We start from the raw sequence: 26535 nt of genomic DNA on the forward strand, positions 1-26535 counted from the left end.
CGTAGTGATGGGTGAATGCAAACTATTCGGCGTGCGCCGTATGTCGAGCCCGGTAGCGCGCGCCAGGATGCGGTTGCGCAAGACGCGCCCCCTTGCCATGCAATTTTTCGCGCAGCGAACCGTTCGAATACTCGGTCTTGTACACGCCGCGGCGCTGCAATTCCGGCACGACGAGATCGACGAAATCGCTAAACGTTTCGTGCGTCAGTGCATAGGCGAGATTGAAACCGTCGACGTCGGTCTCTTCGACCCACGACTGCAACTCGTCGGCAATCTCCTGCGGATCACCCACCGACAACGGTCCAAGTCCGCCAATACCGCCCCACTTCGCAATCTCGCGTACGGTCCATACGCGCGTGGGATCGGCGCTCGATAGAGCCTCCACCGCGGATTGCACCGCGTTGCTCTCGACGTGACGCAGCGGCTCGTCCAGTTCGTACTTCGACAGGTCGATGCCTGTCCAGCCCGACATCAACGCGAGCGCTCCCTCGTCGCTTGCATAGCGCCGATAATCCGCATGTTTTGCATGGGCCTCGGCGGAGGTCTTTCCGGTAATCACCGTATGCAGATTGAAAATCAGCACGTCATGCGGATCGCGGCCGAATGACTTCACGCGAGCGCGAATATCCGCGACGAACTGCTTGAGAATGGTGCGCGACGGCGCCGCGATGAAAATGCACTCGGCGTGCTGCGCAGCGAAGTCCTTCCCTCGCTTCGATGCGCCCGCCTGGTACAGCACCGGCGTACGCTGCACAGAAGGCTCGCAAAGGTGGATGCCCGGCACGTCGAAGTACTTGCCGTGATGCTCGATGGGATGCACCTTCGACGGCTCGGTAAAGACCTGTCGTTCGCCATCGCGCACAACGGCGTCGTCTTCCCATGACGACTCCCATAGCTTGTAGCAAACGTCCAGATATTCTTCGGCGAGCGCATAGCGTTCGTCGTGATCCGCCTGGCTCGGCAAACCGACATTGCGCGCCGCGCTATCCAGATACGACGTCACGATGTTCCAGCCCACGCGCCCGTTGGTCAGATGATCGAGCGTCGACATGCGCCGCGCAAACGGATACGGGTGCTCGTACGAAAGCGAGCACGTCACGCCAAAGCCGAGATGCTGGGTGACATTCGCCATCGCCGAAACGAGCAGGATCGGATCGTTGACAGGCACCTGCGCCGCCTGGCGGATCGCCGCTTCGCCGTTGCCCTTGAAGACATCGTAAATGCCGAGCACATCCGCGATGAACAGGCCATCGAACTTGCCGCGCTCGAGCAGTTTCGCAAGATCGGTCCAGTAATCGAGGTGCTTGTATCGCCACGATGTGTCGCGCGGATGCGCCCACAAGCCCGGCGACTGATGCCCAACGCAATTCATGTCGAACGCGTTTAGACGGATCTGTCTGGCCATAATCGGATCCAGTTGGTTGATGCAAAAAGGAAGCGGCGAGCGCCCTAAATGGCGCCGTGACGCGGTGGCAGCACGTCGTTCAGAAAGTAGTTGCCGACGGCGATGTATTTCCAGCGCACCGGATCATGCAGCGTATGCGTGCGGGCATTGCGCCAGTGGCGGTCGAGGTTGTGCTCGCTCAACGTGGACTGCGTGCCCGCCAGTTCGATTAGACGCGTCGAGGCCTGCAACGCTATTTCCGTTGTGGCCGCACGCGCCTGCGCCACTGCAATCGATGCGGCAGCAACGGTCTGCTCATTCGACTCCTGAGCCGCGAGGTCCACCTTGCGTCCTGCGCGCTCAACCAGCGCGTCCGCGGCATTGAGTTGCAACGCGAGCTTGCCGAACAATTCGATGGTCAGCGGATCGTCGCTTGCGCGTTCCACGCCGCTGTCGATCCACGGACGCGACCGCTCGCGAACGAAGCGCCGTGCATCGGCGAACGCGGCGCGGGCAATGCCGAGATCCACCGCCGCATGAATCAATTGACCGACCGGCCCTACCGTCGTGGGCCTCGCATTGAACGCCGCGCTATACGGCACGACGGCGGCGGCTTCCACATAAACGTTATCGAGCGTGGTCGTGCCGCTACCCGTGGTCCGCTGACCAAAGCCCGACCAGTCATCCACCACGGACAAGCCCGGCGTCTGTGCGCTCGCAAACGCCACATGCAGCGTATTGTCGGAAGCCTTCGCGACAATGGGAATCCACTGCGCAAACAGCGCACCCGTCGAATAGAACTTCGTCCCGTTGATGCGAAAGCCGTTGCCGTCCGGTGTCAACGTGGTGCGGTAATCGGCGACGGTCCTCGTGCCCCGCTCAGACAGCGCATTGCCGAATCGTTCGCCCGCAAGCGCCCGTTCGAAGTAAAACGCCTGCTGTTCGCGCGTGCCGTTAACCCGCAACACGTCCAGCATATAGAAATGATTTTGCGGAATCTGGCCTATTGCAGGATCGGCTTCGGAGATGATTGCGGTTACCTCGGCCAGCGTCGCAAACGACACCTGGGGTCCACCAAACTCGCGCGGCACAGCAATGCCCCAAAGACCGCTCGACGAGTACGCTTCGATTTCCGCATGCGGCAAGCGGCGCTCACGGTCACGCTGCGACGCTTCGCGGGCGAAGTCCCGCGCTAACTGGCGCGCGACGTGCAGCGCTTCTTCGTCGTTGGCAATCCGCCTTGCTTCGCTACGCGCCGCCGGTTCTGTCAAAGCATTCATAGCATCAGTTCCACGCATGCCGGGCCGGTTTGACGCCGTTCAGATAGTAGTTGCCGACAAGGTGATATTTCCAGCGCACCGGATCGTGCAAGGTATGCGTGCGCGCATTGCGCCAGTGGCGATCCAGATTGTGTTCGCTCAATGTGGACTGCGTGCCTGCGAGCTCGAACAGCTTTTCGCTCGCCAGTAGTGCGATTTCCGTGGTCAGGACTTTGGCCTCGCCGACTGCGACGGAAGCTAGCGCCACATCGTCCTCGCTGGTGTCGCCCTTGGCGGCGATCGCGTCGAGTGTCCGTGCGGCGCGTTCCAGCAGCGCCTCGGCGGCGTGCAACTGAATATGCAGGTGGCCGATTTCGCGCACCGTCAGCGGATCGTCGCCGGCGCGCTCGACATTGCTATCGATCCACGGCCGCGAGCGCGTGCGCACGAACGTCAGCGTGTCGTTCACCGCGGCCTGTGCGATACCTGCGTCGATCGCCGCCTGAATGATCTGCGAAACGGGTCCGTTCAAGGTGGGGAAATCGGACACGCGATGCGCAGGGAACACATGCGACGCAGGCACGCGCACGCCCTCGAGCACGACCGTACCGCTCGCCGTGGTGCGTTGCCCAAAGCCCGACCAGTCGTCGATCACATTCAGACCCGGCGTGCCCTTCGGTATATACGCGAGCCAGCCTTTACGCTCGTCATCGAGGCCCAGCACCGGCACGAAGTGCGCAAACAACGCCCCCGTCGAGTAGAACTTGGTGCCGTCGACCACGTAGTCGTCACCGTCACGCCGCACGCGCGTCTTCAGATCCAGTACGTGTTTTGTGCCCTTTTCCGAAAAGCCGTTACCGAAGCGCTTGCCGCTCACTATCTGCGCAAAGAAATAGCGCTTCTGTTCTTCCGTCCCTGTCAGCGAAATGACATCCACCAGACCGAAGTGGTTTTGCGGCAACTGTCCGAGCGACGGATCTGCTGCTGCGACGATCTTGATCACTTCCGTCAGCGTCACGAAGGACACGCCCGCGCCGCCATACGCCTTCGGCACGGTGATCGCCCACAAGCCCGATTGCGAAAACCATTCAATTTCTTCGTGCGGCAAGCGGCGTTCGCGGTCACGCTGAGCGGCGTCCCTGGCGAGTCGCACAGCCAGTTCATGTGCGACGGCAATCGCCTCGGCGTCATCCGCAATGACACGCGCGGCATGTTGATGCACACCGTTTACCTGCGACGCGTTCGCTTCGTTCGCTTCATGTACCTCGGCCATACGAATCTCCGCTTGAGTGACTGATTACACAATCTATCAGCGGGTACGACGCGCGCAAACTGAACGTTTATGAAATGAATATTCCTTCGGATGGCAAACGAATTTTTCCGCCTTCGCAGATAAGCACTTCGCAGCCGACCTGATAAAGATAGTCCGATTCGATAGTTTCATGCGCGATGCGTTGTTGATTAGAGTCATCGCAGGATGGACCTTCTTGCCTCTTCAAACCGGACACCATGAAACGCCCTCTGCCCACTCTGCACACTCTGTTCTCGCTGCTCGCCGCAACCGCTTTCACACTCGCCGGAGGCCTCTTCTCTCTAGCGCACGCGCAAGGCGAAACGCCCGCGGCAGCGTCCACGGGCGATAACGCCGCGCCGGTGCCCTCGCTCAAGGGCAAGCGCATCGGCATCACGGTCGCAGGCACGGATCATTACTGGGATCTGAAAGCCTACCAGGGCGCCGTGGATGAAGTAAAACGCCTCGGCGGCACACCGATCGCGCTCGACGCGGGCCGCAACGACAACCGCCAGATTGCGCAGATCCAGACGCTGATCGCGCAGAAGCCCGATGCGATCATCGAACAATTGGGCACTGCAACAGTACTGGAGCCGTGGTTGCAGAAAATACGCCAGGCCAACATCCCGCTGTTCACAATCGACACAGCATCTCCGTCGAGCATCAACGACACCACTTCGGATAACTTCTTCATCGGCGAACAGCTTGCGCTGAAGCTCGTCAACGACATTCACGGCGAGGGCAACATCCTCGTATTCAATGGTTTTTACGGCGTGCCGGTTTGCGCAATCCGCTACGACCAGTTGAAAGCCGTGCTGAAGTACTACCCGAAAGTGCACATCATCCAGCCCGAGTTGCGCGATGTAATCCCGAACACGGTGCAAAGCGCGTATGCGCAAGTGAGCCAGTTGCTCGCGAAGTATCCGAAGGGGCAGATTGCCGCGATCTGGTCGGCATGGGACGTGCCGCAGGTCGGCGCCACCCAGGCCGTGGATGCCGCGCATCGAAATGAAATCAGAACCTACGCCGTGGATGGCAGCCCGGACGTCGTGGCGCTCGTCAAGGACCCGAAGTCGAGCGCAGGCGCCGTGGTCGCACAGCAACCGGCGTTGATCGGCAAGACGGCCGTGGACAACGTCGCGCGCTACCTCGCGGGCGACCGCACCTTGCCGCCCTACACTTACGTGCCGTCGATTCTCGTCACCAAGGACAACGCCGGCAACGTCCAGCAAACCCTGGGACAACTCGGCTCGAAATGAATCCAAAGGCGCATCCTTCCGCGCTCGAGCTGCGCGGCGTCGTCAAACATTTCGACGGCGTGCCCGCGCTGCGCGGCGCGTCGCTCAACGTGGCGCGCGGCAGCGTACACGGTCTGATCGGCCAGAACGGCGCGGGCAAATCGACGCTGATCAAGATTCTCGCCGGCATTCACGCAGCGGATTCGGGCACGATCAGCGTCGACGGCATCGAACAACCGCTCGATGCGTCCGCTCACACGCATGGGTCCGGCATTGGCTTCATCCATCAGGAACGCATGCTGCCGCCCACCTTCACGGTCGCGGAAGCGCTCTGGCTGGGCGACGAACGCAGCTTCGGTCCACGCGCGGCGGGGCCGTTTCGTCTACTGGATGTGCGCCGCATGCAGCGCGATGCGCGTGACGCGTTGCAGAAACACTTCGGTGTCGACTTGCCGCCCAACCGGCTGATAGCCGATCTCAGCGTCGCTGAACAGCAGATCGTGCAGATCACGCGCGAACTGATTCGCGAGCCGCGCATCCTCGTCTTCGACGAACCGACCGCGGCGCTGGTGAGCCGCGAAGTGGACCGCTTGCTGCAGACCATCGATCGTCTGCGGCAGCGCGGCCTGACCATCCTTTACGTGTCGCATTACCTCAACGAAATCGCGGCTGTCTGCGATCGCGTGACCGTGCTGCGCGACGGCGCGGACGTCGCTCATGTCGATGCACGCACCACCTCTACGGAGTCGCTCGTCACGGCAATGATCGGCGCGCAGCCGCAAACGCGTATGCCCCAGTCGGCGCGCACACCTGGCGAAACCGTGTTGAGCGTACGCAATCTGAGCGCGCAAAACCGCTTCGAAGACGTCTCGTTCGATGTGCGGCGCGGCGAGATTATCGGCGTGACCGGTTTGCTCGGCTCCGGCGGCAAGCAGGTGATCCGCAGTCTGTTCGGGCTTGAACGCGGCGTCGAGGGCGTGATCGAAATCGACAGCAAGCCGGTGCGTTTGCGACGTCCGCAGGACGCCGTGCGCCGACGCATTGCCTTCGTTCCGGAAGACCGGCGCGCGCATGGCGTTGCGCCCGCGCTTTCCGTGCGCGAGAACACGACGCTTGCCAGTCTCGCGCGCTTCAGTCGCTTCGGGCTGCTGAAGCAACGCAGCGAGACTCTCGCCGTGCAAGGTCTGATCGAGGATCTGGCCGTGCGCACGCCGGGCACGGAAGCGCCGGTGCGGCATCTGTCCGGAGGTAACCAGCAGAAAGTCGCGCTCGCGAAGTGGCTGAGCCGCGCGTCGTCGGTGTATCTGCTCGATGAGCCTACAGTCGGCGTCGACATCGGCGCGAAGACGGAGATCTATCGTCTGCTGGACCGGCTTGCGCGGGACGGTGCCGCCGTACTGCTGTTCTCCAGCGATCTGATCGAACTGCTCGGCATGACCGACCGCGTGCTGGTGATGGCGCGTGGCCGGATCGTACGCGAACTCGTCTCACGCGAAGCCGATAGCCAGGACGTGCTCGCATGGGCAACCGGTGCACGCGGCGCGTCGTCGCAACAGGAGGTTGCCGCATGAGCAAGGTTCTCGAAAACGCGCCACGTAGCGGCAAATTCGAATTGCCCGAACGCTTCTTCGGCGCGCAATGGTGGCCGCGCAGCGGTGCGGCGCTCGCCTTTGCCGCAGTGTTCGTCGGCTTTGCCATCAGTTCGCCGCTCTTTTTCAGCCTCGCCAATCTGGCCAACGTCGTGCAGCAATCCGCAGTCGTTGGAATACTCGGCTTTGGGTTGACGATTGTGCTGATAGGCGGCGGTGCGGACCCGATCAGGGGCGGCCTTGATCTGTCCGTCGCGGCCAATCTCGGGCTGAGTGCAGCGGTGTACGCCGTGACGCTGCGCGAGGGCTTTTCGCCTTTGAGCGCTTTCGCGCTGACGCTGGCAGCGGGCGCCGGAGTGGGTGCGCTCAACGCGTTCGCCGTGATCGTACTGCGCATCTTCCCGTTGCTTGCCACCCTGACGACGATGAATCTCTGCGCGGGGTTCGAACTGGTGCTCACGCAGAATACGTCGGTGCCTGCAAGCGGAGCATTGCCCGGCTTCCTGCTCGACAATGGCGCGCTTGGCGTGCCCCATCTTGCGTATGCGTTGCTGCTCGTTGCCGCGCTCTTCACCGCGCTGATTCACTACACGCCGTTCGGATTGCGCTTGCGCGCGGTCGGCGCTCATCGCGACGCCGCGCAGGCAGCGGGCGTTCGAACTCACCGCTACATTGCGGCCAGTTACGTGTTGAGCGGCGTGGCGGCTGCGTTGGCGGCACTGGCTTCCACCGCGCTACTCAGCGGCAGTTCACCGGGCGCGGGAGAAAATCTGCTGGCGACCGTCGCGGCGGCATTGCTCGGCGTGGTGTTTTCGCGGCGCCTCGTGCCGACCATTCCGGGCACGCTGCTCGCCGTGCTTTTTATCGGCGTGATCAGCAACGGCTTTCAACTCGACAATGTATCGAGCTATTGGGTCAACGGAGTGGAAGGCGTGTTGATTCTGTTTGTGGTCGCCACCACTGCTCTTGTGCGCCGCCGTCATGCGGGGAGTCATGCCCATGATTGAAACCATCGGACGCTTTCAACGCTTCGCGCTAGTCGGCGCATTGATCGCCGTGATCGCTTTCTTTGCGGTTTTTGCGCCCGGTTTTGCGCGGGCCGGCAATCTCGCCGACGTTCTTCTCAACAACTTCGCATTGCTCGCTATCGCCTCGCTTGGCATGACGCTCGCATTGTCCCTGGGTGCGATCGATCTGTCGCTCGGCACGTCCATCGACGTCGCCAGTCTCGCGTTCGTTCTGTTGAACGCACATCATGTGGGCGTGTTGCCGGCGGCATTGGGCGGTCTCGCCGCCGCATTCGCAATTGGCGCGTTCAACGGCGTGCTGATCGGCAGACTCGGCATCGCACCGTTTCTCGCGACGCTCGGCACGTTGTTCATCGGACAAACCGTGCAACAACTCGCGACCGATGGCGGACAGCCCGTGTATCTGTTGAATATGGCGTTGCCGCCGCTATTTAGTGCGCTCGCGCATGGCGCCGTAGCCGGGCTGCCGGTGCCGTTATGGATCGTCGCTGCATTAGCGCTGGTCGTACACGTCACGCTTTCGCGCTCCGCGTTCGGCAGGGCGATCACGGCGCTTGGCGCGCAACCTGGCGTCGCGCGCTATTCGGGGCTGCCGGTGGCGACGATCACGGCAGTGACTTTTATCGCCAGCGCGTTGATTTATGGCGTCGTGGGACTGCTGCTTTCGTCCACCGTCAAAGCGTACGTTCCGCAGGCCGGCAACGGTTATCTGCTCAATGCGATCGGTGCGACGTTTATCGGCACCACGTTGTCGCCGACGCGCCGTCCTGGCGTCGTCGGCACCTTGCTTGGCGTGCTGCTGCTCAGTCTGGTCGCAAACGGACTCTTGCTGATCGGCTGGAATTTCTACTGGCAACAAGTGGCGACCGGCGCATTGATCTTCGCCGTGCTGGCCGTCAGCTTCGCTCAACGCCGAACCCGTTATGCGTGAGATTCCGCGCCACGTCCCACGCTAAACGTAAATGCCAACGCGCCGACCAGCAGCACACCCTTGATGAAATCCTGCATGTAGTACGGCGCGTTGAGCATCGTCAAGCCGTTCAACAACACACCGACGAACACCGCGCCGACGACCGTGCCGAACACGTTCGGCCGCTTGGCGCCCCACACCGCGTATCCGACCAGCGATGCCGCGACGGCATCGAGCAGCATCGAATGGCCCGCGCTGACATCGCCACGGCCGACACGCGCGGCAATCAGCACGCCGCCCAGCGAAGCAATCGCGCCCGACACGACATACGCGGCGATCCGGTAGCGCGCAGTCGGTGCGCCAGCCAGACGCGCCGCCGTCTCGTTGCCGCCGATTGCGTAAATGACGCGGCCCCAGCGCGTGCTTTCCATCAACACGCAAGCCACCACCGTCAACACGGCAAGCACGATCACCGGCAACGGCACGACGTCGAATAGACGCAGACGTCCGAGCGCCAGGAACGCATCGGGGAATACGCCGGTCGTTTCCGTGCCGTCGGGCAGGATCGTACCCGTGGCGAGCGAACGGCCACCTGTGGGTATCAATTGCAAGCCGGCGAGCAGAAATAGCGTGCCGAGCGTGGCAAGCTGATCCGGCACGCGCAGGCGCGTAATCAACAGGCCGTTGAAAAGACCCGCCAGCACGCCGAGGACGAGGCATGCGGCGACTGCCGCGAGCGTATTGCCGTGCCAGACGATCAACACATAGCTTGCCGCCATCTGCGCCGATGCGGCCACGCTGCCCACCGACAGATCGAAACCGCCCGCCGCAAGCGTCACGGTCACGCCGATTCCGAGCAGCGCCACAATCGACACCGACTGCAAAATGCTGAACAGGTTGTCGATATTCAGAAACGCCGGCTGGTTGAGCGCAAAGACGACGATCAGTAGCGCGAGCACGAGGAGCATGCCGGTTCGTTCGAGGTGGCCTCGCAGGCTGCGCAATGCGCCGCTTTTGCGCGCGACCGGGGTTCGTGCGGCGTGCGCGTTTTGATCGACGGCCTCGGATGCAATCGAAGAGCTGGTTTTCATGAGTGAGCGTGGAGAGTGAAGTCGGAATGGGCGGCAGGGTCGAGCGTGGCCCGATCGAAACGGACGACGCGATCGGCGATCTCGAGCGCCTCTTCGAGATCGCTGACGAAAACGAGCGTGGCGCGTTGGCCGGCGTGACGCCGCAACGTATCGACGATATCGGCGCGTGCGCCCGCATCGACGCCCTGAAACGGTTCGTCGAGCAGCAGCAAACGCGCGGGTTGCGCATGCCAGCGCGCGAGCACGACTTTCTGCTGATTGCCGCCTGATAGACGCGTGAGCCGGTCATCCGGACCCGTGCAGCGAATCCCGAAGTTGTCGATTGCGTCGGCCGCCGCGCGCTGTTCGCGGCCGCGCTTGACCACGCCCCGCCTGAACCAGCGCGTGAGAAACGGAAAGCTGAGCGTGCCCGCGATCGACGCGAACGGTACGCTGTCCGGAAATAGCGATGTACGCCAACGGTCTTCGCCCGCGAGGAAGACACCGGCGCGGATTGCGTCGGCAGGTGAGCGCGGACGCCACGGCTTGCCGTCGAGCGTCATCGTGCCGGACGCTGTGCGGATCGCGCCAAAAATGGCCCGTGCAAAACGCGACTTGCCCCCGCCGACCGGCCCGGCGATCGCGACGATTTCGCCTTGCTGCACGTCCAGATCGAAAGGGACGCTGCCGGGCGTCAATTGCAGATCGCGCACGCTGAAGCAGGGCTTCTGAGCGGAAAGAGCAGCTTGAGTGGACACAGCCGCGTTGCGATCGCTGCGCAGTTTGCGGCCGATCATCGTTTCCACTGCGGCGTTGAAATCGATCGGCGCGCGTAAGTCGGAGACGATGCGGCCGTCGCGCACAATCGTCACGCGCTGCGCAATACGACGCAGGTCGCCGAGCCGATGCGATACCAGCAGAATCGCAACACCTTCATCGCGCAAGCGCTCGAGCAACGCAAAGAGACGCTCGGCCTCCGGCTCGGACAGACTGGCCGTGGGTTCATCGAGAATCAGCAGCGCCGGTCGCGTAGCCAAAGCACGCGCCAGCGTCACGAGCTGCTGCGCGGCGAGCGACAGCGACGCCAAGGGCGCAGCCAGATCGGCGTCCAGCCCTACCCGCGCGGCCAACGGCGCCGCGTCGCGAATGCGCGCTGCCGGCGGCGCGCGCCACGGCGAGGCCGGATCGCACAGGCGGTCGAGCAACAGGTTGTCCGCTATGGAAAGCGCCGGCACCACCGCATCCGCAATGGACTGGTGGACGGTGGCAATGCCGAGCTGTTTCGCGTGATGCGGCGACGCGGGCTGGAACGGCTCGCCACGCAAGCTCAGATTGCCGCCGTCGGGGCGATAAACCCCACTCAAGATTTTGACCAGTGTGGATTTGCCCGCGCCGTTGGCGCCCATCAGCGCGACGACTTCACCGGCGCTGATCGAGAAGTCGACGGAATCGAGCGCCAGCGTGGGGCCGAAGCGTTTGGAAACGGCGGCGACGGTCAGAATGGGAACGGCCATCGAAGAGCGCGCAGCGTGACTGCGCTCGTAGCGAATGACCGACCATCGTAGCTAGCGGATATCAGCCGGCCAACGAAGCGTTGCTCATATCGATAGTGTGACCGCTTTCTCTTCCCTGGCCCGATATCGGCCCGGAGACAGAACCGCAAGCAACGGGCGACTAGCCTCCACCCAAATGCCAAACGCGCATAACCTTCGATGAATCGCTTATTGGAGCAACGCGCGCTCTTCTTTCTATACTCGATTCCGGTCAGCACTCACCAACGACGAGTGCCAAAACTCACACGCGGATATCGAACCATGAGCCTACGTCCTTTGCATGACCGCCTGATCGTCAAGCGTCTCGACCAGGAAACCAAAACCGCTTCGGGCATCGTGATCCCTGAAAGCGCTGCCGAAAAACCCGATCAGGGCGAAGTTATCGCCATTGGTCCGGGCAAGCGCGATAGCGACGGCAAGCGCGTCGAACCTGACCTCAAGGTCGGCGAGCGCGTGCTGTTCGGCAAATATGCGGGACAGTCGGTCAAAGTCGACGGCAACGAACTGCTCGTGCTGCGCGAAGAAGATGTTGTGGCAGTGGTCACTCAATAACGAACGGAGCGTCAAATCATGGCAGCAAAAGAAATCATCTTCAGCGACGTCGCCCGCTCGAAACTCGTCGAAGGCGTCAACATTCTGGCCAATGCGGTCAAGGTCACGCTCGGTCCGAAGGGCCGCAATGTTGTGCTCGAACGCAGCTTCGGTTCGCCCATCGTGACCAAGGACGGCGTCTCGGTCGCCAAGGAAATCGAATTGCCGGACCGCGTGCAGAACATCGGCGCGCAGCTCGTGAAGGAAGTCGCCTCGCGCACCAGCGACGCCGCCGGCGACGGCACCACTACCGCGACCGTGCTCGCGCAAGCCATCGTCCGTGAAGGACAGAAGTATGTAGCGGCGGGCCTCAATCCGCTGGACCTGAAGCGCGGCATCGACAAGGCCGTGATCGCCGCGATCGACGAGCTCAAGAAGATCAGCAGGCCGACCACGACCAGCAAGGAAATCGCTCAGGTCGCGACGATCTCGGCCAACGGCGAAGAGTCGATCGGCCAGCGGATTGCCGAAGCGATCGACCGTGTCGGCAAGGAAGGCGTGATCACAGTGGAAGACGGCAAGTCGCTCGACGATGAGCTCGACGTGGTGGAAGGTCTGCAATTCGATCGTGGCTACCTGTCGCCGTATTTCATCAACGATCAGGACAAACAGGTTGCCGTGCTCGATAACCCGTTCGTGCTGCTGCACGACAAGAAGGTATCGAACATTCGCGATCTGCTGCCGGTTCTCGAACAGGTCGCGAAAGCCGGCCGCCCGCTTCTGATCATCGCGGAAGATGTCGAAGGCGAAGCGCTGGCTACACTCGTGGTCAACAACATTCGCGGCATTCTGAAGACGGTTGCTGTGAAGGCGCCGGGCTTCGGCGATCGCCGCAAGGCGCTGCTCGAAGACATCGCGATTCTGACCGGCGGCCAGGTGATCGCCGAAGAAACGGGACTGTCGCTCGAAAAAGCGACGCTCGCGGAACTCGGTCAGGCCAAGCGGATCGAGGTCGGCAAGGAAAACACCACCGTCATCGACGGCGCGGGCGACAGCAAGAACATCGAAGCGCGCGTGAAGCAGATTCGCACGCAGATCGAGGAAGCCAGTTCGGACTACGACCGCGAGAAACTGCAGGAACGGGTCGCGAAACTGGCGGGCGGCGTGGCGGTCATCAAGGTGGGCGGCGCGACCGAGATCGAGGTCAAGGAAAAGAAAGACCGTGTCGACGACGCGCTGCATGCAACGCGTGCCGCTGTCGAGGAAGGCATCGTGCCGGGCGGCGGCGTCGCGCTGATTCGCGTGAAGCAGGCTATCAGTGCGCTCAAGGGCGTGAATGCCGATCAGGATGCGGGCATCAAGATCGTGCTGCGCGCGCTAGAAGAACCGCTGCGGCAGATCGTGACGAATGCCGGCGAAGAGGCCAGCGTGGTCGTCGCGAAAGTGGCGGAAGGCACGGGCAATTTCGGCTACAACGCACAGACCGGCGAGTATGGCGACCTGGTGGAATCGGGCGTGCTCGATCCGACCAAGGTGACGCGCACGGCGTTGCAAAACGCGGCATCGGTCGCGGGTCTGCTGCTCACCACCGACGCGACCGTCCATGAAGCGCCGAAAGATGCGCCGGCAGCGGGACAGCCGGGCGGTCCCGGCGCGGGCGGGCCGGGACTCGATTTCTAAGTACCCGTACCGTCTGCCGCGAGGCATCGCGCGCTTGCACTGCGCGCGGTTAAACGCAAGGGACACGGACCGGTATTCGCTTTGTCGCGAGCCGGCCCGTGTCTGTGCTGCTATCGCCTGCTCTCCGCTCACGGCCCGTAGCCGATGCGCAAACTCATCGCATCAACGCACCGCCACGCCGTGTTGTTCATCGCGCACCGTACCGCTTTCGGTTTCCGTTTCCGTTTCTGTTGCCGCATCGATGCGCGTGGCGTGAACCGCCCGTTCCCGCAACAACACCCGAGACGCGATCCACTGCAGCGCGGAGCACAAAACCAGATACACGATCCCGACGAATACGAAAATCTGCGCGGGATAAATCATCAGACGGCTGTTGACCTGATTGGCGAGAAACGTGAATTCTGGCACGCCGACGATATACGCGAGCGACGTGTCCTTGACGAGCGACACCCACTGATTCACGAATGACGGCAGCATGATGCGCACAGCCTGCGGCAGCACCACATGACGCAATGCCTGCCAACGCGTGAGCCCGAGCGACAGCGCCGCCTGCTGCTGGCCCGCGCCGACCGACACGATCCCCGCATGCACCGCATGCGACAGATACGCGCCGCCGATCAGCGACAGCGCGCAGACCACCGCGACGAGACCCGGCACGTCGATATGCAGCAGCATCGGCATCAGGAAGAAGGTCCAGAAGATCAGCATCAGCACCGGAATTGCGCGGAAAAACGCGACGATTCCGAGCAGCACCACGTATGCGCCGCCGCGTGTCAGCGCGAGCGCCACGCCGCCCGCCAACCCCACGACGGCGGACAGCAACGCCGACACCACCGAGAGCACGACCGTCAGCGCCGCGCCGCCCAGCGGCCCGTTGGGAAACGCGCCGAGCAGCAGATAGCGCAGCGTCGGCAGCCACTCGAGCGCGGTCATGCTCGCCCCCGTTGCAGCGCGCGTACGCCCGTGTGCTGCCAGATCACGAGAGCCGTTTCGATTAGCGCGATGGTGCCGACATACAGCACGGTTGCCGTGCCGAACGCCTGAAAAGTCCGGAAGCTTTCCGTGTCGACCTGGCGGGACGCATAAGACAACTCGGCGACGCCGATCGCCATCGTCAGCGACGAGTTCTTCACGATATTCATGTATTGCCCCGCGAGCGGCGGCGTGGCGATCCGCACCGCTTGCGGCAGAACCACGTGCCGCAACGTCGCGTAACGCGTCATGCCCAATGCCGCGCTCGCCTGATATTGCGCGATGCCCACGCCGCGGATTCCGGCGCGAAACTCCTCGGCGATAAAGGCCGTGCTGTAGCACGTCAGCCCGAGCCAGCCGGCGAACAGTTCGAAGCTCGGCCAGTGCAGCGCAAACGGCCCGGCGCTCAGGACATGCGGCGTGTTCAGCCACGTCATCCACGCGGAAGGCAGCAGCGTGGCCGCGCCGAAGTACCAGAACAGCAATTGGACCAGCAACGGAGAATTGCGAAACACGAGTACGTAGAGCTTCGCCGCCGTGGCGACCGCACGATGTTGCGCGATGCGGGCCATTGCCAGCCCGAATCCAAGCAGCGTCGCGCACACGCTCACGCACGCCGACAGGATCAGCGTGATCAGAAAGCCGTGCGCGAGCCAGCCGAGATAGCGTGGCTCCAGCCAGAAGTTCATCAAATGCATTTGGAGAAAACGCAGTCCTGTATCAGCAAGAAGGCCCGGTCACGCGTTTCGTGACCGGGCCATGTCGAGACGGCTGTCAAGCGACGGGCGTTCAGCTCTTCTGCGGATCGCCGATCCTGAACAGACGCGGCAGCGGCGCGGCGCTCTTCGGGCCGAACCAGGTATCGTAGATCGTGCCGGCCGTGCCCTTGGCTTCGAGATCCTTCAGCGTGTCGTTGACGACATTCAGCAGGCGCGTCTCGCCCTTCGGCACGCCCACGCCTTCGTAGTCGTTGGAGATCGTGAACGGCGGGATCTCGTAGTTCGCCTTGTCCGGCACCTTCGCCAGCAACGCGACGAGCTTCGGTCCGTCCTGCGTGATCGCCTGCACGTTGCCCGTGCGAAGCGCGGCGAAGGCGAACGGCGTGTCGTCGTAAGCGATGATCGTCGCGCTCGGGAATTGCGCGCGCACCTGCTGCTCATTGGTCGTGCCTTTGTCGGCGCCGATCCGCAAACCGTTCAACTGCTGCGGCGAAGTAAGCGTGCCCTTCTTCGCGATGAATTGCGTGCCCGACGCAAAATACGGCGTGCTGAAATCGACTTCCTTCTTGCGGTCGTCGGTAATCGTGAAGTTGGCGAACACGAGATCCACCTTGCCCGACTTCAGGAACGCGATGCGGTTCGCCGGATTGGTCGGCTGGATCTCGAGCTTGACGCCGAGGCGCGTGGCGAGCGCTCGCGCATAATCGACGTCGAGCCCGACGATCTGATTGCTCTTCGGATCGACGAAGCCGAACGGCGGATTGCTGTCGAACGCGGCCACGCGCAATACGCCCGCCTTCTTGATGTCGTCAAGGCGATCCGCGTGCGCGGCAGCGGACATGACAAACAGACTTCCGGCGATCACTGCGCCAAGCACTCTGAGATTCATAGCGGTGGTTTCCTGTTGTTTTGATGGGCCGCGCGCGAGGTCGAATAGCGCGTGCCTTAGCGTGAGAAGTGGACTCTAGCAACGCTCGCGGACAGCACAAACCAAGCAATTTTCAGGTGCTAAGCAGCGTTTCTGATAATGGGTGGGGCGCGGCGGGGTCCCTGGTTCGCGCCCGTCGAGTACCAGCACGCGGTCGGACAGACGCATCACGAGATCGAGCTTGTGCTCGATCAGCAAAATGGTGAGTCCGTCGCGTTTCTTCGCTCGACGCGCTTCGCCATGCCGGACTCGACGATACGCAGACTCTCGATCTGAGCCACGCGATCGCGATCTTCGCGTGGGCAAACCGGCTGATGCTGAGTTTGGGGGAGCCGGTGTTTCCCGCGTAGAAAGGCTAGACTTCGCGCGTGTAAGGGCGCAAATCAACAAGTACAGCTTCCTTGCACGTTAGCCGGATATCAAGGCCAATGTTTGGTGTGAGGTCAAGCTGAATCAAGCCTTCCGGCGTTTCAGCAAGCGTCATTTCCGTAATCGTTGCTTCTTCTACCATACCGTTCACGTCGATATCCGACGCTCGAATATCCAGAAAGTCTAGTGTGGCGATGTAATCGGGTTTCCCTGGGACGGGCGGCGCACCATACCGGTTGTGAAGCACTTCCAGCCGAAGGTCTAGCATCTCGCGCGTGCGATTCCCCGGCAAAGGAAGACCGCTGACGCCTTCGTGCGTTCGCCGGATTCTCTGCAAACAGAATGAGCGTATAGCTGAATCGTGGAAAGACGAATATCCACCAAGAACCAATTCAAGCCGTTCACCATCCCTGGCAAGATGCCAACCCCATGTCCTGTTTGCCTTGCTCATGACAGTCCTCTATTCGGCGCGCGCCTAGTCAAAGTTGATTGGTGACATTGGAAGATGACTATTGTCCCGCACGCCGTCTGAAAAATTATGTCCGTGCGGGTCGCCGTGGCTTCCATGATATTGAGCCGAAAGATTGCCGTCTGAATCGAAATAATCGACGTCCTGTCCGTTGGGGTTGATTGCAAAGCCCCCAGGCTCGTTCCCTGTCATACGGACGCCCCGCGCCGCGACTTCTTCCTCATCGCCGTCCAGGATATCGGGCTGATAATCGAACGGCTGCGCATCGCCCAGCGGCGCAGCGGTTTCCGTGAGATCGCTCGCGGCGTCGGCCAGTGACGAAGGGGCCGCGTTCGCATTGCGGGCTGGACCCGCATTAATCCGGTCCACCATGTCGTTATAGCGGTCAATATAAGCCGTCGCCGCATCGTAGGACATTCCGCAATCGTTCATTAACGAACTGCGGAAGCTGGGGAGCCCCTGGGGCGCGGGCGGCGGATTGCCACCCAAGCCGCCTGTGCGCGATTGCTCGGCAATGAGAACAACACTCTCGCCGCGGATCATGGACTGCAATGTCTCTATGACCTCGAGGTCAGCGCCATTCTTTGCCAGCCGCTCGTGCCAATAGAAATTCGTCCCGAGAAAAGCGCGGACCCGCCCAACAAGAGCGGCATCCTTAGCCCATATATCGGCGTATGCACGTTGGGAGAACTTCTTGCCTTCTTCAACCGCCTGTTTTTGCTCTGTAGAGAGAAAGATGCGCCCGCTCGCGTAGGCATCCTTACTGTACATCACCCAGCGTTGAAACGAATCTGTCTTCAGTTCGGTTCCACCCATCGCCAGCCTCGTCGCTTATGACGGCGTAACGCTAGCAGATTGCCGGAGACCTATGTTTTTGGGATATTCGCCGATTTTTTTGCGGAGGGATCGGTCTGTCGGCACGCGCGCATCGGCGACAAACCCGACCGTCGCGGGTCGGCCTTCATGCCGGCGTCGACAGACAGATAGCCGTTTGCGTGACTAACTAAATGCTCGGGTCATCCAAAGGGTGCTCGTGGGCGACGGCTCGGCCATTGCCGACAACCTAGCCGACCGACGTCACATATCCGCCATCGGGCGCGTCGTGCGGAAGGGACCAGCCGAAATAAACCTCTGCCTCGACGATCTTGCCGCCGCGGACGGTCAGCCGCTCCGTATTGCGGAATCGTCGACTGCCAAGAGTCGTTGCTTCGTAAACGACGAAGACCTGTTCGCCATGAACAACGACATCGACGAACTGAAAGTCGGTAATCGTCTCGCTGTTGGGCCAACAACGCGTGAAGTAAGTGCTGCGATCCAGGCGGTTATCCAGAGGGCTGGTGAAATGGAAGTCTTCGCCGATCAGAGCCTCGATGGCGGCGCGGTCCTTATGTACATAGGCGAGATAGCTCGCACGGGCGATGTCGGCAGGATCTTGCTGCATATACGTCGTCTCCATTGAATGTTTCAGGAAAGCGCCTCAACGGCCTGTTCCCGCAGGTGGACCTGCGGAAAACTCAGGTGCATCGCAGGCTCCTGGCCATTGTCGACCCGACCGGCGCCGCCTTCTTTGCCCCTCATGCGTCCACGATCACTTCAAACCCGCCGTAGATCAGCCGCTTGCCGTCGAACGGCATCGGATTCGTGTCAGGCTGCAGCCGTGGGTCGGCCATCACCGCTTTCATGCCGTCGTCTCGTGCCTGACGCGAAGGCCAGACGACCCAGGAGAACACCACCGCCTCGTCATGCTGCCGTTTGACCGCCATCGGAAAAGACGTCAGCTTCCCTTCCGGTACGTCGTCTCCCCAGCACTCGACCACCTTCAATGCGCCGTGCTCCTTGAAGACGGCCGCTGCCGATTCGGCATGCTTCCTGTACGTTTCGCGATTGGCCGTGGGCACCGCGGCGACAAACCCATCTATGTAAGTCATGAACGATCTCCGGTTTGCATGAGTCATGAATAAGGGCGCAAAAGCGACATCGGGACCGCATTGCCGCAATCTTGCCGCCCTATACACACGACGAACCACGCTTGAGGAAATCGACAAAGCTCACGATAAATTTCGTCCGCGGGCGCGCGCACTGGAAGATCAGGACTGACTCGAGCCGCCAGCGACAGGCACCTGAATCCTCGCAACGGAAGCCCGCGAAATAATCAGACTAACAGCGGAAAGTGCGAGGAAGCCCAACGAGGTGCAGATGACACCCGCAAAACCGAACACCGGATAGACATGCCCCGCCACTGCCGAACCAAAGCCGATTCCGCAAAACACGAACGACGCAGTCAACGCTAATGCAGTCCCGCGCCGGTCCGGCACCATCTCGACGATCCGGCGCTGCTGGGAAGGCCACAGCAGGTCCGTGGCGAATGCCCAGCCAGCAAGCGCAACGAAGAACCATTGCAGATGGGGTGGCGTCATCCAAAGCAACGCGAGGTCGACGGCGAGCAGCGCGAGCCCAGCGGTCAACATCGCTTCCGCGCTATAGCGCCTCGCGGCACGCGTCACGAAAAGGTTGCCTGCGACGCCGGCAACGCCCAGCACGACAAGCGCGGCCGATACAGCGCTGGAACCGGCATGGAACGTGTCGCGAACAATCGGCGCAATAAACGAGTACGTCGAATAGACGCCTGCCGCGATGAAAAACACGACGAGAAACGCGCTGAGGGTCTCGGTACGGCTTAGCAGCGATGTAACGGTTCTGAACTCGACATGCTCGCCCTCGCTGGAATCGGGCACGACCGCCACGATAAGCGCCGCTGTTGCCGCGCCCGCGCACGCAATCGCAACGAATAACGCCCGCGCCCCCCACACGTGAGCGACCCATGCCGAAAGCGGCATCCCGACGAGACCCGCGATACTCAGTCCGAGCAGAACGATGGCGATCGCGCTGCCCTGATGCCTGGGTTCAACGAGGCTCGATCCCAATGCGCCAAGCACAGGACCAATAAATCCCGCGCCCAATCCCATCAGCACGCGCGACAGAACGAGGACGGAGTAGTTTGGTGCGGCCGCGAACAGCAATGCGGCGGCACTGAAGAGCGAGAGCCCGATGAGCACCTGGCGACGCCGTCGCAAATGTCCGAAGCCGACTTGCAGAAAAGGCGCGGCAAACGCGAAGGTCACGCCAAAAAAAGATATCAGGTAGACGCTTTGCGCGTCGGCAAGACCCCATTCACGCGAAATCGCATTGAGACTGCCGACGACCGATAACGCGCCTGTCGCTTGCACGAAGTACGCAAAACTGAGCGCGCGAAGCGCACGCGTGGTTTTCGCAGGGATAGCTGGGGTCATGAGCGAGTACTGGAGTTGAGCGATTCCGGCGCCGGACGGCGGACGGCGGACAAGCGGCCGGACCGCGCAAGCGGCGCCGAGCGCCGCTTTGTCGCGATCGCCGTTCCGGTACGTCAGGCTACTGGAATGGGGTTATCTTTCAACGAGAGGTTGAACTGGTCGACGAACGCGTACTCGTTAGGTCCGACGTTGTCGCGCAGCGGCTGAGCAGCGCTGACCACCACTTCCTGCGTCGCGGTAGCGAGCTTGTCCAAGGTCTCCGCGATGAACGCATCGAGCGGCATTGCACGCGGATCGCCACTCCTGTGGACGAGATCCGTGTCGACCCACGGCGGCGCGATTTCGAGCACGCGCACGCTGGTGTCGCGCAGCATGAATCGCTGCGACATGGTGTACGAGTGGACTGCTGCCTTGGTTGCGGAATACAGCGCGGTAGCAGCCAACGGTACATAGGCCAGCACGGAACTGTTGTTGATGATCGTCGACTCCGGCTGCTGCTTGAGATGTTCGACAAGCGCCGCACTCATCCGCACTGGACCGAGCAGGTTCGTATTGATCAGATGCACCGCCTGCGCATCGTCGAGCGCACTGCCCGCGTTGTCGAACGGCATGATGCCCGCGTTGTTGATCAAGACGTTCAGCGTGGGATAGCGCCCGATCAATTGCCTTGCCACCTGTTGAATCTGCGCGCCGTCTGCAATGTCGAGTTCGATGACATCGATGCCCGGGTTCCCCTTTGCGACCTCGTCGAGTAACGCTTTGCGCCGCCCGGCGATGATCACCTTGTTGCCGCGTTGATGGAACGCTTCGGCGAGCGCGCGTCCGATACCCGACGTGCCGCCCGTAATGAATATCGTGTTGCCTGAAAGTTTCATGATCACCGCTTCCTTAATGTAGATGTGTATCGGCAACCAATGTCAGTGAGTGGTCGTGTAGCGCGGTGCCGGAACGTTGGTCGACAACAGCGGCGACATTGCACGCCTCGCGCTTTCGTATTCTTCCCATTTGGCCACGTCGTGCAGCGAAGGAATCGTCACGAGTTCGCCCCGCTCGAACCCGACCAGCGCCGCATCGACCATGTTTTCCGCGGACATCACGATCGACTTGTCCAGGTTTTCGAGGGGTAGCCCTCCCGTTTGCCAGAAATCGGTAGCCGTTGCGCCCGGCAAGACGGCCTGGATCCGAATTCCTTTGCCGGCAAGCTCGTGGTGCAGCGACTGGCTGAATGCGAGCACGAAGGCCTTGCTTCCACCGTAGACACCATTGAGCGCTTCCGGCGCAATCGCGACGATCGACGAAATATTGATGACAGCGCCTTTGCCGCGCGACACAAAGCCGGGCACGGCGGCGTAGGTAAGACGCATCACGCTCGTCACGTTGAGATCGATCATGCGCGACATCGCATCGACGTCACTGTCCTCGAGAGGCGTATGCGTACCGACGCCCGCGTTATTGACCAGCAGGGTGATCGTCGCATCCTGTTTCAGCTTTGTTTCGACGATCGAAAGGCCAGCCCGAGTCCCGAGGTCGGCGTCGAGAATCTCGACACTGCGTTGAGTTTGCGTCGTGATACGGCTGGCTAGCGCGGCGAGGCGCTCACGGTTGCGGGCAACGAGTATGAGTTCGTAACCGCGTCGCGCGAGGCGCTCGGCATACACCGCACCCATACCGGACGATGCGCCCGTAATCAGTGCTGTGCCCAAATGTGCTTGCGTCATCATGTCACTCCGGTTGAAGACAGTTGTGCCGGAGTGAATTGTGGTGCCGAAGGCCACCAACTCAAATGACGTTAAAGGTCATGTTTTAGGACATTCCAGATAGAAGGGATGACCGACTGGCAGCCCGTCGAATTTCTAGCGGCACTAAAGCCGTCTCTTTCTATTCGTCGATCGGGTGATCGTCGCCGGTCACATTCCGCGACTCTCTTCTCAACGACTGCGGAGTCATTTGATAGGCTCGCGTGAACACTTCCCGGAGATGACGCCTGTCACGAAATCCTGTTTCGCGCGCAATTGTTTCAAGTGAATGACGGCCACGTTCAATCAGGTTTCTCGCCTCTTCCAGACGCAGACGTTCGATTGCCTTCGCGGGAGATATGCCGGTCTCGGAAAGAAAAATGCGCGTAAATTGCCGGCTGCTCAGATGCGCCGCCTTCGCTAGATCGTCCACGCGCAAGGGTTTGGACAAATTGAGGCGTGCATGTTCGAGCGCCTTCTGGACCCGGTCCGACTTTGGCGCGAGCGCCAGCATTTCAGAGTGCTGCGACTGCCCGCCCGAGCGCCGATGCGTCATGACCATCGCACGCGCCACCCTGGTCGCGAAGTCCGCACCCATGTCCTTTTCCACCAGGCCAAGCGCCAGGTCCATCGCCGCCGTCAAACCCGCTGACGTCCATATCGGGCCATCGACGATAAAGATGCGGTCGGCTTCGACCTGAACGAGCGGCCAGCGCGCCTGCAAAGCGTCTGCGAACGCCCAATGCGTGGTCGCGCGTTTACCGTTTAGAAGCCCGGCTTCAGCGAGAACGAACGCACCCGTACAGAGGCCCGCGGTGCGCCGTGAGCGCGCGGCCGCCTCGCTGATGAATCGGAGTTCTTCGGCGGTTGTGGTGCGGCCGGTTGGGTTGGCGACGCCGCTGATCATCCAGGTGTCTGCCGTCGCATTCGAATCGGCCGGCCTGGTCATGACAGAGACGCCGAGCGACGAGCGGATTTCTCCGCCCTGCAGCGAGTAATTCGTCACATGATAAATAGGCTCGCGCGCAACGACGTTGGCGATTTCAAATACGGTCTGGGTCCCAATGGCCATGACCTGGAAGTCGTCCGTCAAGAAGTAGCCAATCCGATGCATTAATACGCCAGCCGTGGTGTCCGAAAACGTGAGTATAAATGTCGTTGTAAAAAACTGTCTGCGGCATGGATGATAAGCATCCTATCCGCCAAAACCGTGCCGCTCGTCCGGCATAACAGCGCGCTGTGTCGATGTCTGTGTCGATGTAATAGCCGGCTCAATCAGGCGCGTGGAACTTCCCATCGCGCACGCAACCGCAGGAACGCAAATGAGCAGCTCCACATGGTTAGCGCCAGCTACCGACCGTCATGAACAGAAGTATCCGCAACTGACCGAGGCCGAATTAGCACGACTGCGTCAATACGGCGTTGTTCGTTCGTGGACATCGGAACGGATCTTCGAAGTCGGCGCGCCAGGGTTCGGGATGTGCGTGGTATTGCGCGGGATGATTCGCGTGACCAGCCGCGACGCGTTCGGGCGTCATGCCGTCGTTAGCGAAAACGGTCCGGGACACTTCGTTGCGGAAGTCGGACAGCTATCCGGCGGTCGATGCATAGTGGACGGCGATGCGGTCGGCGATGTATCGGCCATTCACATCCTCCCCGACAGACTGCGGGCGCTCCTGATCGCCGAAGCGGAGCTGGGTGAGCGCATTATGCGGGCGCTTATTCTCAGGCGGGTTGCGCTTATTGAGCGAGGCAATGGGATCGTTATAGTCAGTCAACCGCATAACGCCCGCCTCCACGCATTGCAAAGTTTTCTGCGACGTAACAATGTTCCTCATGCGGTCATCGGCGCGTCGTCAGAAGACGACGACACAGCCCGTTACGTAGCGAAGTGGGTACGCGATGACTCCGACTACCCGCTCGTGCTGCATCCAGACGGGACCATCTTGCGAGCACCCGATGAGGCCGAGCTTGCCAACGCGCTGGGCTGGCTCCCTGATTTCGATCCGGAGCATGTCTACGACGTCGCAATCGTCGGAGCGGGTCCGGCGGGTTTGGCGACAGCCGTCTATGCCGCGTCCGAGGGGCTGAGAGTCATCGTACTCGATCATAGTGCGCCAGGCGGACAGGCCGGTGCCAGCGCCCGCATTGAAAACTTCTTCGGATTCCCAACAGGCATCTCCGGCCATGCGCTCACCGCCCGCGCGTACGTACAGGCACAGAAATTCGGAGCCGACGTAGCCATTCCCGCTCAGGCGGAAAGCCTCGATTGCGGCATAACGCCGTTCGCGCTGCGCTTGTCCTCCGCCGTGACCATCCGGTCCCGAACGATCGTTATCGCTTCGGGCGCGGCTTATCGCAGACCCGACATTCAGGGCCTGGAACGCTTCGAGGGACGAGGAACATACTATTGGGCTTCGCCGGTCGAGGCGAAGCTTTGCGCGGGACAAGACGTATTGCTGGTCGGCGGCGGAAACTCCGCGGGACAGGCCGCCGTGTACCTCGCGTCGCGCGCGCGGCGAGTTCGCATGCTGGTACGTGGACAAAGCCTGAAGGCCAGTATGTCGCAATATCTCATCGACCGTATCGCTGCTCTGGACAATGTCGATGTGACGTACGGCACTCAGATCACCGCGCTGAGAGGCACCAGGACGCTCGAGGAAGTAGAGCTTTTGAGCGGGACGCAACGGTCGGTTGTATCCGCGGAACACGTGTTCCTGTTTACCGGTGCATCTCCCAACACGTCGTGGCTTGACGGATGCGGCGTCGCCGTCGACAAAAACGGCTTCGTGCTTACGGGCGAAGGCGCCGGACCTGGGTCGCAAGAGCATGAAACAAGCGTGCGCGGCGTGTTCTGTGCGGGGGACGTCCGCTCGACTTCGACCAAACGTGTTGCCGCGGCGGTGGGAGACGGTGCTGCCGTCGTCGCGCAGATTCATCGTCAACTGGAGCGGACGGTCGCTCAGGCATAAGCGCCGTCGTGATGGATTGGCGTGCAGCACACAGCACGATGCTAGTGCTGATTTTCAAGGTACCGCCGATGTCGGGCGATGATAGTTGACGGGCAAAAAGGAACTCCGCGATGACAACGATCGAGCACTTCGAATATGTATTTCTTGGCGGCGGCAAGGGTGGCAAGACACTGGCGATGGAACTCGCGCAGGCGGGCCGCAAGGTTGCCGTGATCGAACGAGGCATGATCGGCGGATCGTGCATCAACGTGGCATGCATACCGACCAAGACGCTGATCCAGACCGCGCGCACCGAATACATACTGCATCGACAGGATGGCAAGGCCGCGGACATGGCCAAGGTGTCGCAGCGCGTGAAAGCCGTGGTCGACGGTATGGTGGAAATCAATCGCAACGCGTTGCGTGACTCCGGCCTCGAACTCGTGCTGGGCACGGGCCGCTTTGTCGGACCGCGCCGGCTCGAAGTGAAAACCAATGACGGCGGTCTGCGAATGATCGAAGGCGAACATGCTTTTATCAACACGGGCACGACGGCGGCGATTCCCGACGTGCCAGGATTGAAGGCCGCCGAGCCGCTGACGCACGTCGAAGCGCTGGTGCTGACGACGTTACCCGAAAGCCTGATCGTTCTCGGCGGTGGATATATCGGGCTCGAAATGGCGCAGGCATTCCGTAGACTGGGCAGCAAGGTCACGCTGATACAGGACGCGCCGCGCGTGGCGATGCGTGAAGACGAGGACGTCACCGAGGCGATCGAGGCGGCGCTGAAAGAGGAAGGCATCGATATCAGAACCGGCGCGAGACCCGCCAGCGTGACGGGCAAGTCGGGAGAGTTGGTGACAGTGGTACTGCAGAATGGCAGCACGGTGAGCGGGAGTCATCTTCTGGTCGCGGCGGGCCGCACCCCTGGCACGTCCGGTATCGGCCTCGACGCCGCCGGGGTCGAAGTCGACGCGCGCGGCTTCATCAGAACGGACGAACGTCTCGCGACGACAGCAGAGCGCACATGGGCCATCGGCGAGGTCGCAGGCACACCGATGTTCACGCACGCATCGTTCGACGATTACCGCGTGTTGCGCTCGCAACTCGCTGGGGAAAATGCGAAAACCACGCGCGACAGAATCATTCCGTATGCGCTCTTTATCGAGCCGGAACTCGGTCGTATCGGTCTCAGCGAAGCCGACGCGAAGGCGCGCGGCATCGCGGTACGTGTTGCAAAGCTGCCGATGGCGGCGGTGCCGCGGGCGCGGACGAACGGCGCGACGAAGGGCTTCATGAAAATGCTGATCGACGCGGACTCAGACGCTATCCTTGGCTTTGCGATGCTGGGCACCAATGCCGGCGAGGTAGTGACCGCGGTGCAGATGGCGATGCTCGGCGGATTACCTTATACGGCCGTGCGCGATGCAATCATTGCGCATCCGCTGATCTCCGAGGGCCTCAATATCCTGCTTGCGAAGGTGCCGCAGCGTGCGCCCTAATGAGGAGCCGCGATAGAGACGTCCAGCGATGAACCTCCTTGCTTGTCTGCGATTACCCAGGCCGGT

24 protein-coding genes and 2 pseudogenes are annotated in these 26535 nt (G+C 61.6%); 9 read left to right on the forward strand and 17 right to left on the reverse strand.

Annotated elements, in window-relative coordinates:
- Window positions 1-22 precede the first annotated feature (22 nt).
- From P0D87_RS07215 to P0D87_RS07225, 3 genes are read right to left on the reverse strand one after another with little or no spacing between them, the layout of a single operon-like run.
- Window positions 23-1405, reverse strand: coding sequence for an LLM class flavin-dependent oxidoreductase (locus P0D87_RS07215; protein ID WP_053858307.1), 1383 nt, complete (start codon window positions 1403-1405; stop codon window positions 23-25).
- Window positions 1406-1449: 44 nt separating this feature from the next.
- Complete coding sequence (locus P0D87_RS07220; RefSeq protein WP_053858308.1) at window positions 1450-2664, reverse strand: SfnB family sulfur acquisition oxidoreductase; 1215 nt, start codon at window positions 2662-2664, stop codon at window positions 1450-1452.
- A gap of 4 nt (window positions 2665-2668) precedes the next feature.
- Entirely contained in the window at window positions 2669-3916 is a 1248-nt protein-coding gene (locus P0D87_RS07225; protein ID WP_216649018.1) for an SfnB family sulfur acquisition oxidoreductase, read from the reverse strand.
- Window positions 3917-4152: 236 nt separating this feature from the next.
- Between P0D87_RS07225 and P0D87_RS07230 the strand changes: the two genes are divergently transcribed.
- Genes P0D87_RS07230 through P0D87_RS07245 form a run of 4 tightly spaced genes read left to right on the forward strand, consistent with a single transcriptional unit; the run spans window position 4153 to window position 8720 of the window.
- Entirely contained in the window at window positions 4153-5193 is a 1041-nt protein-coding gene (locus tag P0D87_RS07230) for a sugar ABC transporter substrate-binding protein (protein WP_053858309.1), read from the forward strand.
- Complete coding sequence (locus tag P0D87_RS07235) at window positions 5190-6743, forward strand: sugar ABC transporter ATP-binding protein (protein ID WP_053858310.1); 1554 nt, start codon at window positions 5190-5192, stop codon at window positions 6741-6743. Before P0D87_RS07230 ends, P0D87_RS07235 begins: the two co-directional genes overlap by 4 nt.
- Window positions 6740-7768, forward strand: a complete 1029-nt coding sequence (locus tag P0D87_RS07240) for an ABC transporter permease (protein WP_408636774.1) — start codon at window positions 6740-6742, stop codon at window positions 7766-7768. Before P0D87_RS07235 ends, P0D87_RS07240 begins: the two co-directional genes overlap by 4 nt.
- The gene (locus tag P0D87_RS07245; protein WP_053858312.1) at window positions 7761-8720 is read left to right on the forward strand and encodes an ABC transporter permease; all 960 of its coding nucleotides are present in this window, start codon (window positions 7761-7763) and stop codon (window positions 8718-8720) included. The genes P0D87_RS07240 and P0D87_RS07245 overlap by 8 nt, the downstream gene beginning before the upstream one ends.
- Here P0D87_RS07245 and P0D87_RS07250 read toward each other — a convergent pair.
- Both P0D87_RS07250 and P0D87_RS07255 read right to left on the reverse strand, forming a co-directional pair.
- Window positions 8711-9790, reverse strand: coding sequence for an ABC transporter permease (locus tag P0D87_RS07250; RefSeq protein ID WP_053858313.1), 1080 nt, complete (start codon window positions 9788-9790; stop codon window positions 8711-8713). The two genes, P0D87_RS07245 and P0D87_RS07250, sit on opposite strands and share 10 nt — an antisense overlap.
- Window positions 9787-11283, reverse strand: a complete 1497-nt coding sequence (locus tag P0D87_RS07255) for a sugar ABC transporter ATP-binding protein (protein WP_053858314.1) — start codon at window positions 11281-11283, stop codon at window positions 9787-9789. The genes P0D87_RS07250 and P0D87_RS07255 overlap by 4 nt, the downstream gene beginning before the upstream one ends.
- Before the next feature lie 300 nt (window positions 11284-11583).
- On the opposite strand from P0D87_RS07255, the gene P0D87_RS07260 reads away from it, so the two are divergent.
- Together P0D87_RS07260 and groL are read left to right on the forward strand one after the other, a co-directional pair.
- Window positions 11584-11874, forward strand: coding sequence for a co-chaperone GroES (locus tag P0D87_RS07260; protein ID WP_006052637.1), 291 nt, complete (start codon window positions 11584-11586; stop codon window positions 11872-11874).
- An 18-nt stretch (window positions 11875-11892) separates the two neighbouring features.
- Window positions 11893-13533, forward strand: a complete 1641-nt coding sequence (groL, locus tag P0D87_RS07265) for a chaperonin GroEL (RefSeq protein WP_006052636.1) — start codon at window positions 11893-11895, stop codon at window positions 13531-13533.
- A gap of 162 nt (window positions 13534-13695) precedes the next feature.
- On the opposite strand, the gene P0D87_RS07270 is transcribed toward groL, so the two are convergent.
- The 4 genes and pseudogenes from P0D87_RS07270 to P0D87_RS07285 form a co-directional block, all read right to left on the reverse strand.
- Complete coding sequence (locus P0D87_RS07270; protein ID WP_053858315.1) at window positions 13696-14466, reverse strand: amino acid ABC transporter permease; 771 nt, start codon at window positions 14464-14466, stop codon at window positions 13696-13698.
- Window positions 14463-15203: an amino acid ABC transporter permease gene (locus P0D87_RS07275; RefSeq protein WP_171799859.1), complete on the reverse strand. Its 741-nt coding sequence runs from the start codon at window positions 15201-15203 to the stop codon at window positions 14463-14465. Before P0D87_RS07275 ends, P0D87_RS07270 begins: the two co-directional genes overlap by 4 nt.
- A gap of 91 nt (window positions 15204-15294) precedes the next feature.
- Window positions 15295-16113, reverse strand: coding sequence for an ABC transporter substrate-binding protein (locus tag P0D87_RS07280; protein ID WP_053858316.1), 819 nt, complete (start codon window positions 16111-16113; stop codon window positions 15295-15297).
- A 174-nt stretch (window positions 16114-16287) separates the two neighbouring features.
- Window positions 16288-16371 (reverse strand): annotated as a pseudogene (locus P0D87_RS07285) (ABC transporter ATP-binding protein); the annotation flags it as partial.
- A gap of 14 nt (window positions 16372-16385) precedes the next feature.
- Between P0D87_RS07285 and P0D87_RS07290 the strand changes: the two are divergent.
- Window positions 16386-16502: pseudogene (locus P0D87_RS07290) on the forward strand (peroxidase-related enzyme); the annotation flags it as partial.
- A 5-nt stretch (window positions 16503-16507) separates the two neighbouring features.
- Here the strand turns inward: P0D87_RS07290 and P0D87_RS07295 are convergent.
- The 8 genes from P0D87_RS07295 to P0D87_RS07330 form a co-directional block, all read right to left on the reverse strand.
- A complete protein-coding gene (locus tag P0D87_RS07295) occupies window positions 16508-16972 on the reverse strand; it encodes a type 1 glutamine amidotransferase family protein (protein WP_006052632.1) in 465 nt (154 codons plus the stop codon).
- A gap of 24 nt (window positions 16973-16996) precedes the next feature.
- Window positions 16997-17806 carry a hypothetical protein gene (locus P0D87_RS07300; RefSeq protein ID WP_053858317.1) on the reverse strand — a complete coding sequence of 270 codons (810 nt, stop codon included), beginning with the start codon at window positions 17804-17806 and terminating at the stop codon, window positions 16997-16999.
- A 247-nt stretch (window positions 17807-18053) separates the two neighbouring features.
- Entirely contained in the window at window positions 18054-18431 is a 378-nt protein-coding gene (locus P0D87_RS07305; protein WP_053859055.1) for a nuclear transport factor 2 family protein, read from the reverse strand.
- 133 nt (window positions 18432-18564) lie between these two features.
- A complete protein-coding gene (locus P0D87_RS07310) occupies window positions 18565-18918 on the reverse strand; it encodes a DUF1428 domain-containing protein (protein ID WP_006052629.1) in 354 nt (117 codons plus the stop codon).
- Window positions 18919-19077: 159 nt separating this feature from the next.
- Complete coding sequence (locus P0D87_RS07315; RefSeq protein ID WP_053858318.1) at window positions 19078-20280, reverse strand: MFS transporter; 1203 nt, start codon at window positions 20278-20280, stop codon at window positions 19078-19080.
- A 113-nt stretch (window positions 20281-20393) separates the two neighbouring features.
- On the reverse strand, window positions 20394-21155 hold the full coding sequence (locus P0D87_RS07320; RefSeq protein ID WP_053858319.1) for an SDR family oxidoreductase: 762 nt from the start codon (window positions 21153-21155) through the stop codon (window positions 20394-20396).
- Between the two features lie 42 nt (window positions 21156-21197).
- Entirely contained in the window at window positions 21198-21998 is an 801-nt protein-coding gene (locus tag P0D87_RS07325; RefSeq protein ID WP_053858320.1) for an SDR family NAD(P)-dependent oxidoreductase, read from the reverse strand.
- A gap of 160 nt (window positions 21999-22158) precedes the next feature.
- Window positions 22159-23130, reverse strand: a complete 972-nt coding sequence (locus P0D87_RS07330; RefSeq protein ID WP_006051461.1) for a GlxA family transcriptional regulator — start codon at window positions 23128-23130, stop codon at window positions 22159-22161.
- Between the two features lie 208 nt (window positions 23131-23338).
- On the opposite strand from P0D87_RS07330, the gene P0D87_RS07335 reads away from it, so the two are divergent.
- Both P0D87_RS07335 and P0D87_RS07340 read left to right on the forward strand, forming a co-directional pair.
- Window positions 23339-24988: an FAD-dependent oxidoreductase gene (locus P0D87_RS07335; protein ID WP_053858321.1), complete on the forward strand. Its 1650-nt coding sequence runs from the start codon at window positions 23339-23341 to the stop codon at window positions 24986-24988.
- 110 nt (window positions 24989-25098) lie between these two features.
- A complete protein-coding gene (locus tag P0D87_RS07340; RefSeq protein ID WP_053858322.1) occupies window positions 25099-26469 on the forward strand; it encodes an FAD-dependent oxidoreductase in 1371 nt (456 codons plus the stop codon).
- The last annotated feature ends 66 nt before the right edge of the window (window positions 26470-26535 follow it).

It is taken from the genome of Paraburkholderia sp. RL17-368-BIF-A (assembly GCF_046054045.1).
Lineage (GTDB): Bacteria > Pseudomonadota > Gammaproteobacteria > Burkholderiales > Burkholderiaceae > Paraburkholderia > Paraburkholderia graminis.

What these genes read in the sequence shown, in the direction of transcription:
- P0D87_RS07215 (WP_053858307.1), bottom strand. Translation starts at nt 1,405, where the DNA reads ATGGCCAGACAGATCCGTCTAAACGCGTTCGACATGAATTGCGTTGGG.
- P0D87_RS07220 (WP_053858308.1), bottom strand. Translation starts at nt 2,664, where the DNA reads ATGAATGCTTTGACAGAACCGGCGGCGCGTAGCGAAGCAAGGCGGATT.
- P0D87_RS07225 (WP_216649018.1), bottom strand. Translation starts at nt 3,916, where the DNA reads ATGGCCGAGGTACATGAAGCGAACGAAGCGAACGCGTCGCAGGTAAAC.
- P0D87_RS07230 (WP_053858309.1), top strand. Translation starts at nt 4,153, where the DNA reads ATGAAACGCCCTCTGCCCACTCTGCACACTCTGTTCTCGCTGCTCGCC.
- P0D87_RS07235 (WP_053858310.1), top strand. Translation starts at nt 5,190, where the DNA reads ATGAATCCAAAGGCGCATCCTTCCGCGCTCGAGCTGCGCGGCGTCGTC.
- P0D87_RS07240 (WP_408636774.1), top strand. Translation starts at nt 6,740, where the DNA reads ATGAGCAAGGTTCTCGAAAACGCGCCACGTAGCGGCAAATTCGAATTG.
- P0D87_RS07245 (WP_053858312.1), top strand. Translation starts at nt 7,761, where the DNA reads ATGATTGAAACCATCGGACGCTTTCAACGCTTCGCGCTAGTCGGCGCA.
- P0D87_RS07250 (WP_053858313.1), bottom strand. Translation starts at nt 9,790, where the DNA reads ATGAAAACCAGCTCTTCGATTGCATCCGAGGCCGTCGATCAAAACGCG.
- P0D87_RS07255 (WP_053858314.1), bottom strand. Translation starts at nt 11,283, where the DNA reads ATGGCCGTTCCCATTCTGACCGTCGCCGCCGTTTCCAAACGCTTCGGC.
- P0D87_RS07260 (WP_006052637.1), top strand. Translation starts at nt 11,584, where the DNA reads ATGAGCCTACGTCCTTTGCATGACCGCCTGATCGTCAAGCGTCTCGAC.
- groL (WP_006052636.1), top strand. Translation starts at nt 11,893, where the DNA reads ATGGCAGCAAAAGAAATCATCTTCAGCGACGTCGCCCGCTCGAAACTC.
- P0D87_RS07270 (WP_053858315.1), bottom strand. Translation starts at nt 14,466, where the DNA reads ATGACCGCGCTCGAGTGGCTGCCGACGCTGCGCTATCTGCTGCTCGGC.
- P0D87_RS07275 (WP_171799859.1), bottom strand. Translation starts at nt 15,203, where the DNA reads ATGCATTTGATGAACTTCTGGCTGGAGCCACGCTATCTCGGCTGGCTC.
- P0D87_RS07280 (WP_053858316.1), bottom strand. Translation starts at nt 16,113, where the DNA reads ATGAATCTCAGAGTGCTTGGCGCAGTGATCGCCGGAAGTCTGTTTGTC.
- P0D87_RS07295 (WP_006052632.1), bottom strand. Translation starts at nt 16,972, where the DNA reads ATGAGCAAGGCAAACAGGACATGGGGTTGGCATCTTGCCAGGGATGGT.
- P0D87_RS07300 (WP_053858317.1), bottom strand. Translation starts at nt 17,806, where the DNA reads ATGGGTGGAACCGAACTGAAGACAGATTCGTTTCAACGCTGGGTGATG.
- P0D87_RS07305 (WP_053859055.1), bottom strand. Translation starts at nt 18,431, where the DNA reads ATGCAGCAAGATCCTGCCGACATCGCCCGTGCGAGCTATCTCGCCTAT.
- P0D87_RS07310 (WP_006052629.1), bottom strand. Translation starts at nt 18,918, where the DNA reads ATGACTTACATAGATGGGTTTGTCGCCGCGGTGCCCACGGCCAATCGC.
- P0D87_RS07315 (WP_053858318.1), bottom strand. Translation starts at nt 20,280, where the DNA reads ATGACCCCAGCTATCCCTGCGAAAACCACGCGTGCGCTTCGCGCGCTC.
- P0D87_RS07320 (WP_053858319.1), bottom strand. Translation starts at nt 21,155, where the DNA reads ATGAAACTTTCAGGCAACACGATATTCATTACGGGCGGCACGTCGGGT.
- P0D87_RS07325 (WP_053858320.1), bottom strand. Translation starts at nt 21,998, where the DNA reads ATGACGCAAGCACATTTGGGCACAGCACTGATTACGGGCGCATCGTCC.
- P0D87_RS07330 (WP_006051461.1), bottom strand. Translation starts at nt 23,130, where the DNA reads ATGCATCGGATTGGCTACTTCTTGACGGACGACTTCCAGGTCATGGCC.
- P0D87_RS07335 (WP_053858321.1), top strand. Translation starts at nt 23,339, where the DNA reads ATGAGCAGCTCCACATGGTTAGCGCCAGCTACCGACCGTCATGAACAG.
- P0D87_RS07340 (WP_053858322.1), top strand. Translation starts at nt 25,099, where the DNA reads ATGACAACGATCGAGCACTTCGAATATGTATTTCTTGGCGGCGGCAAG.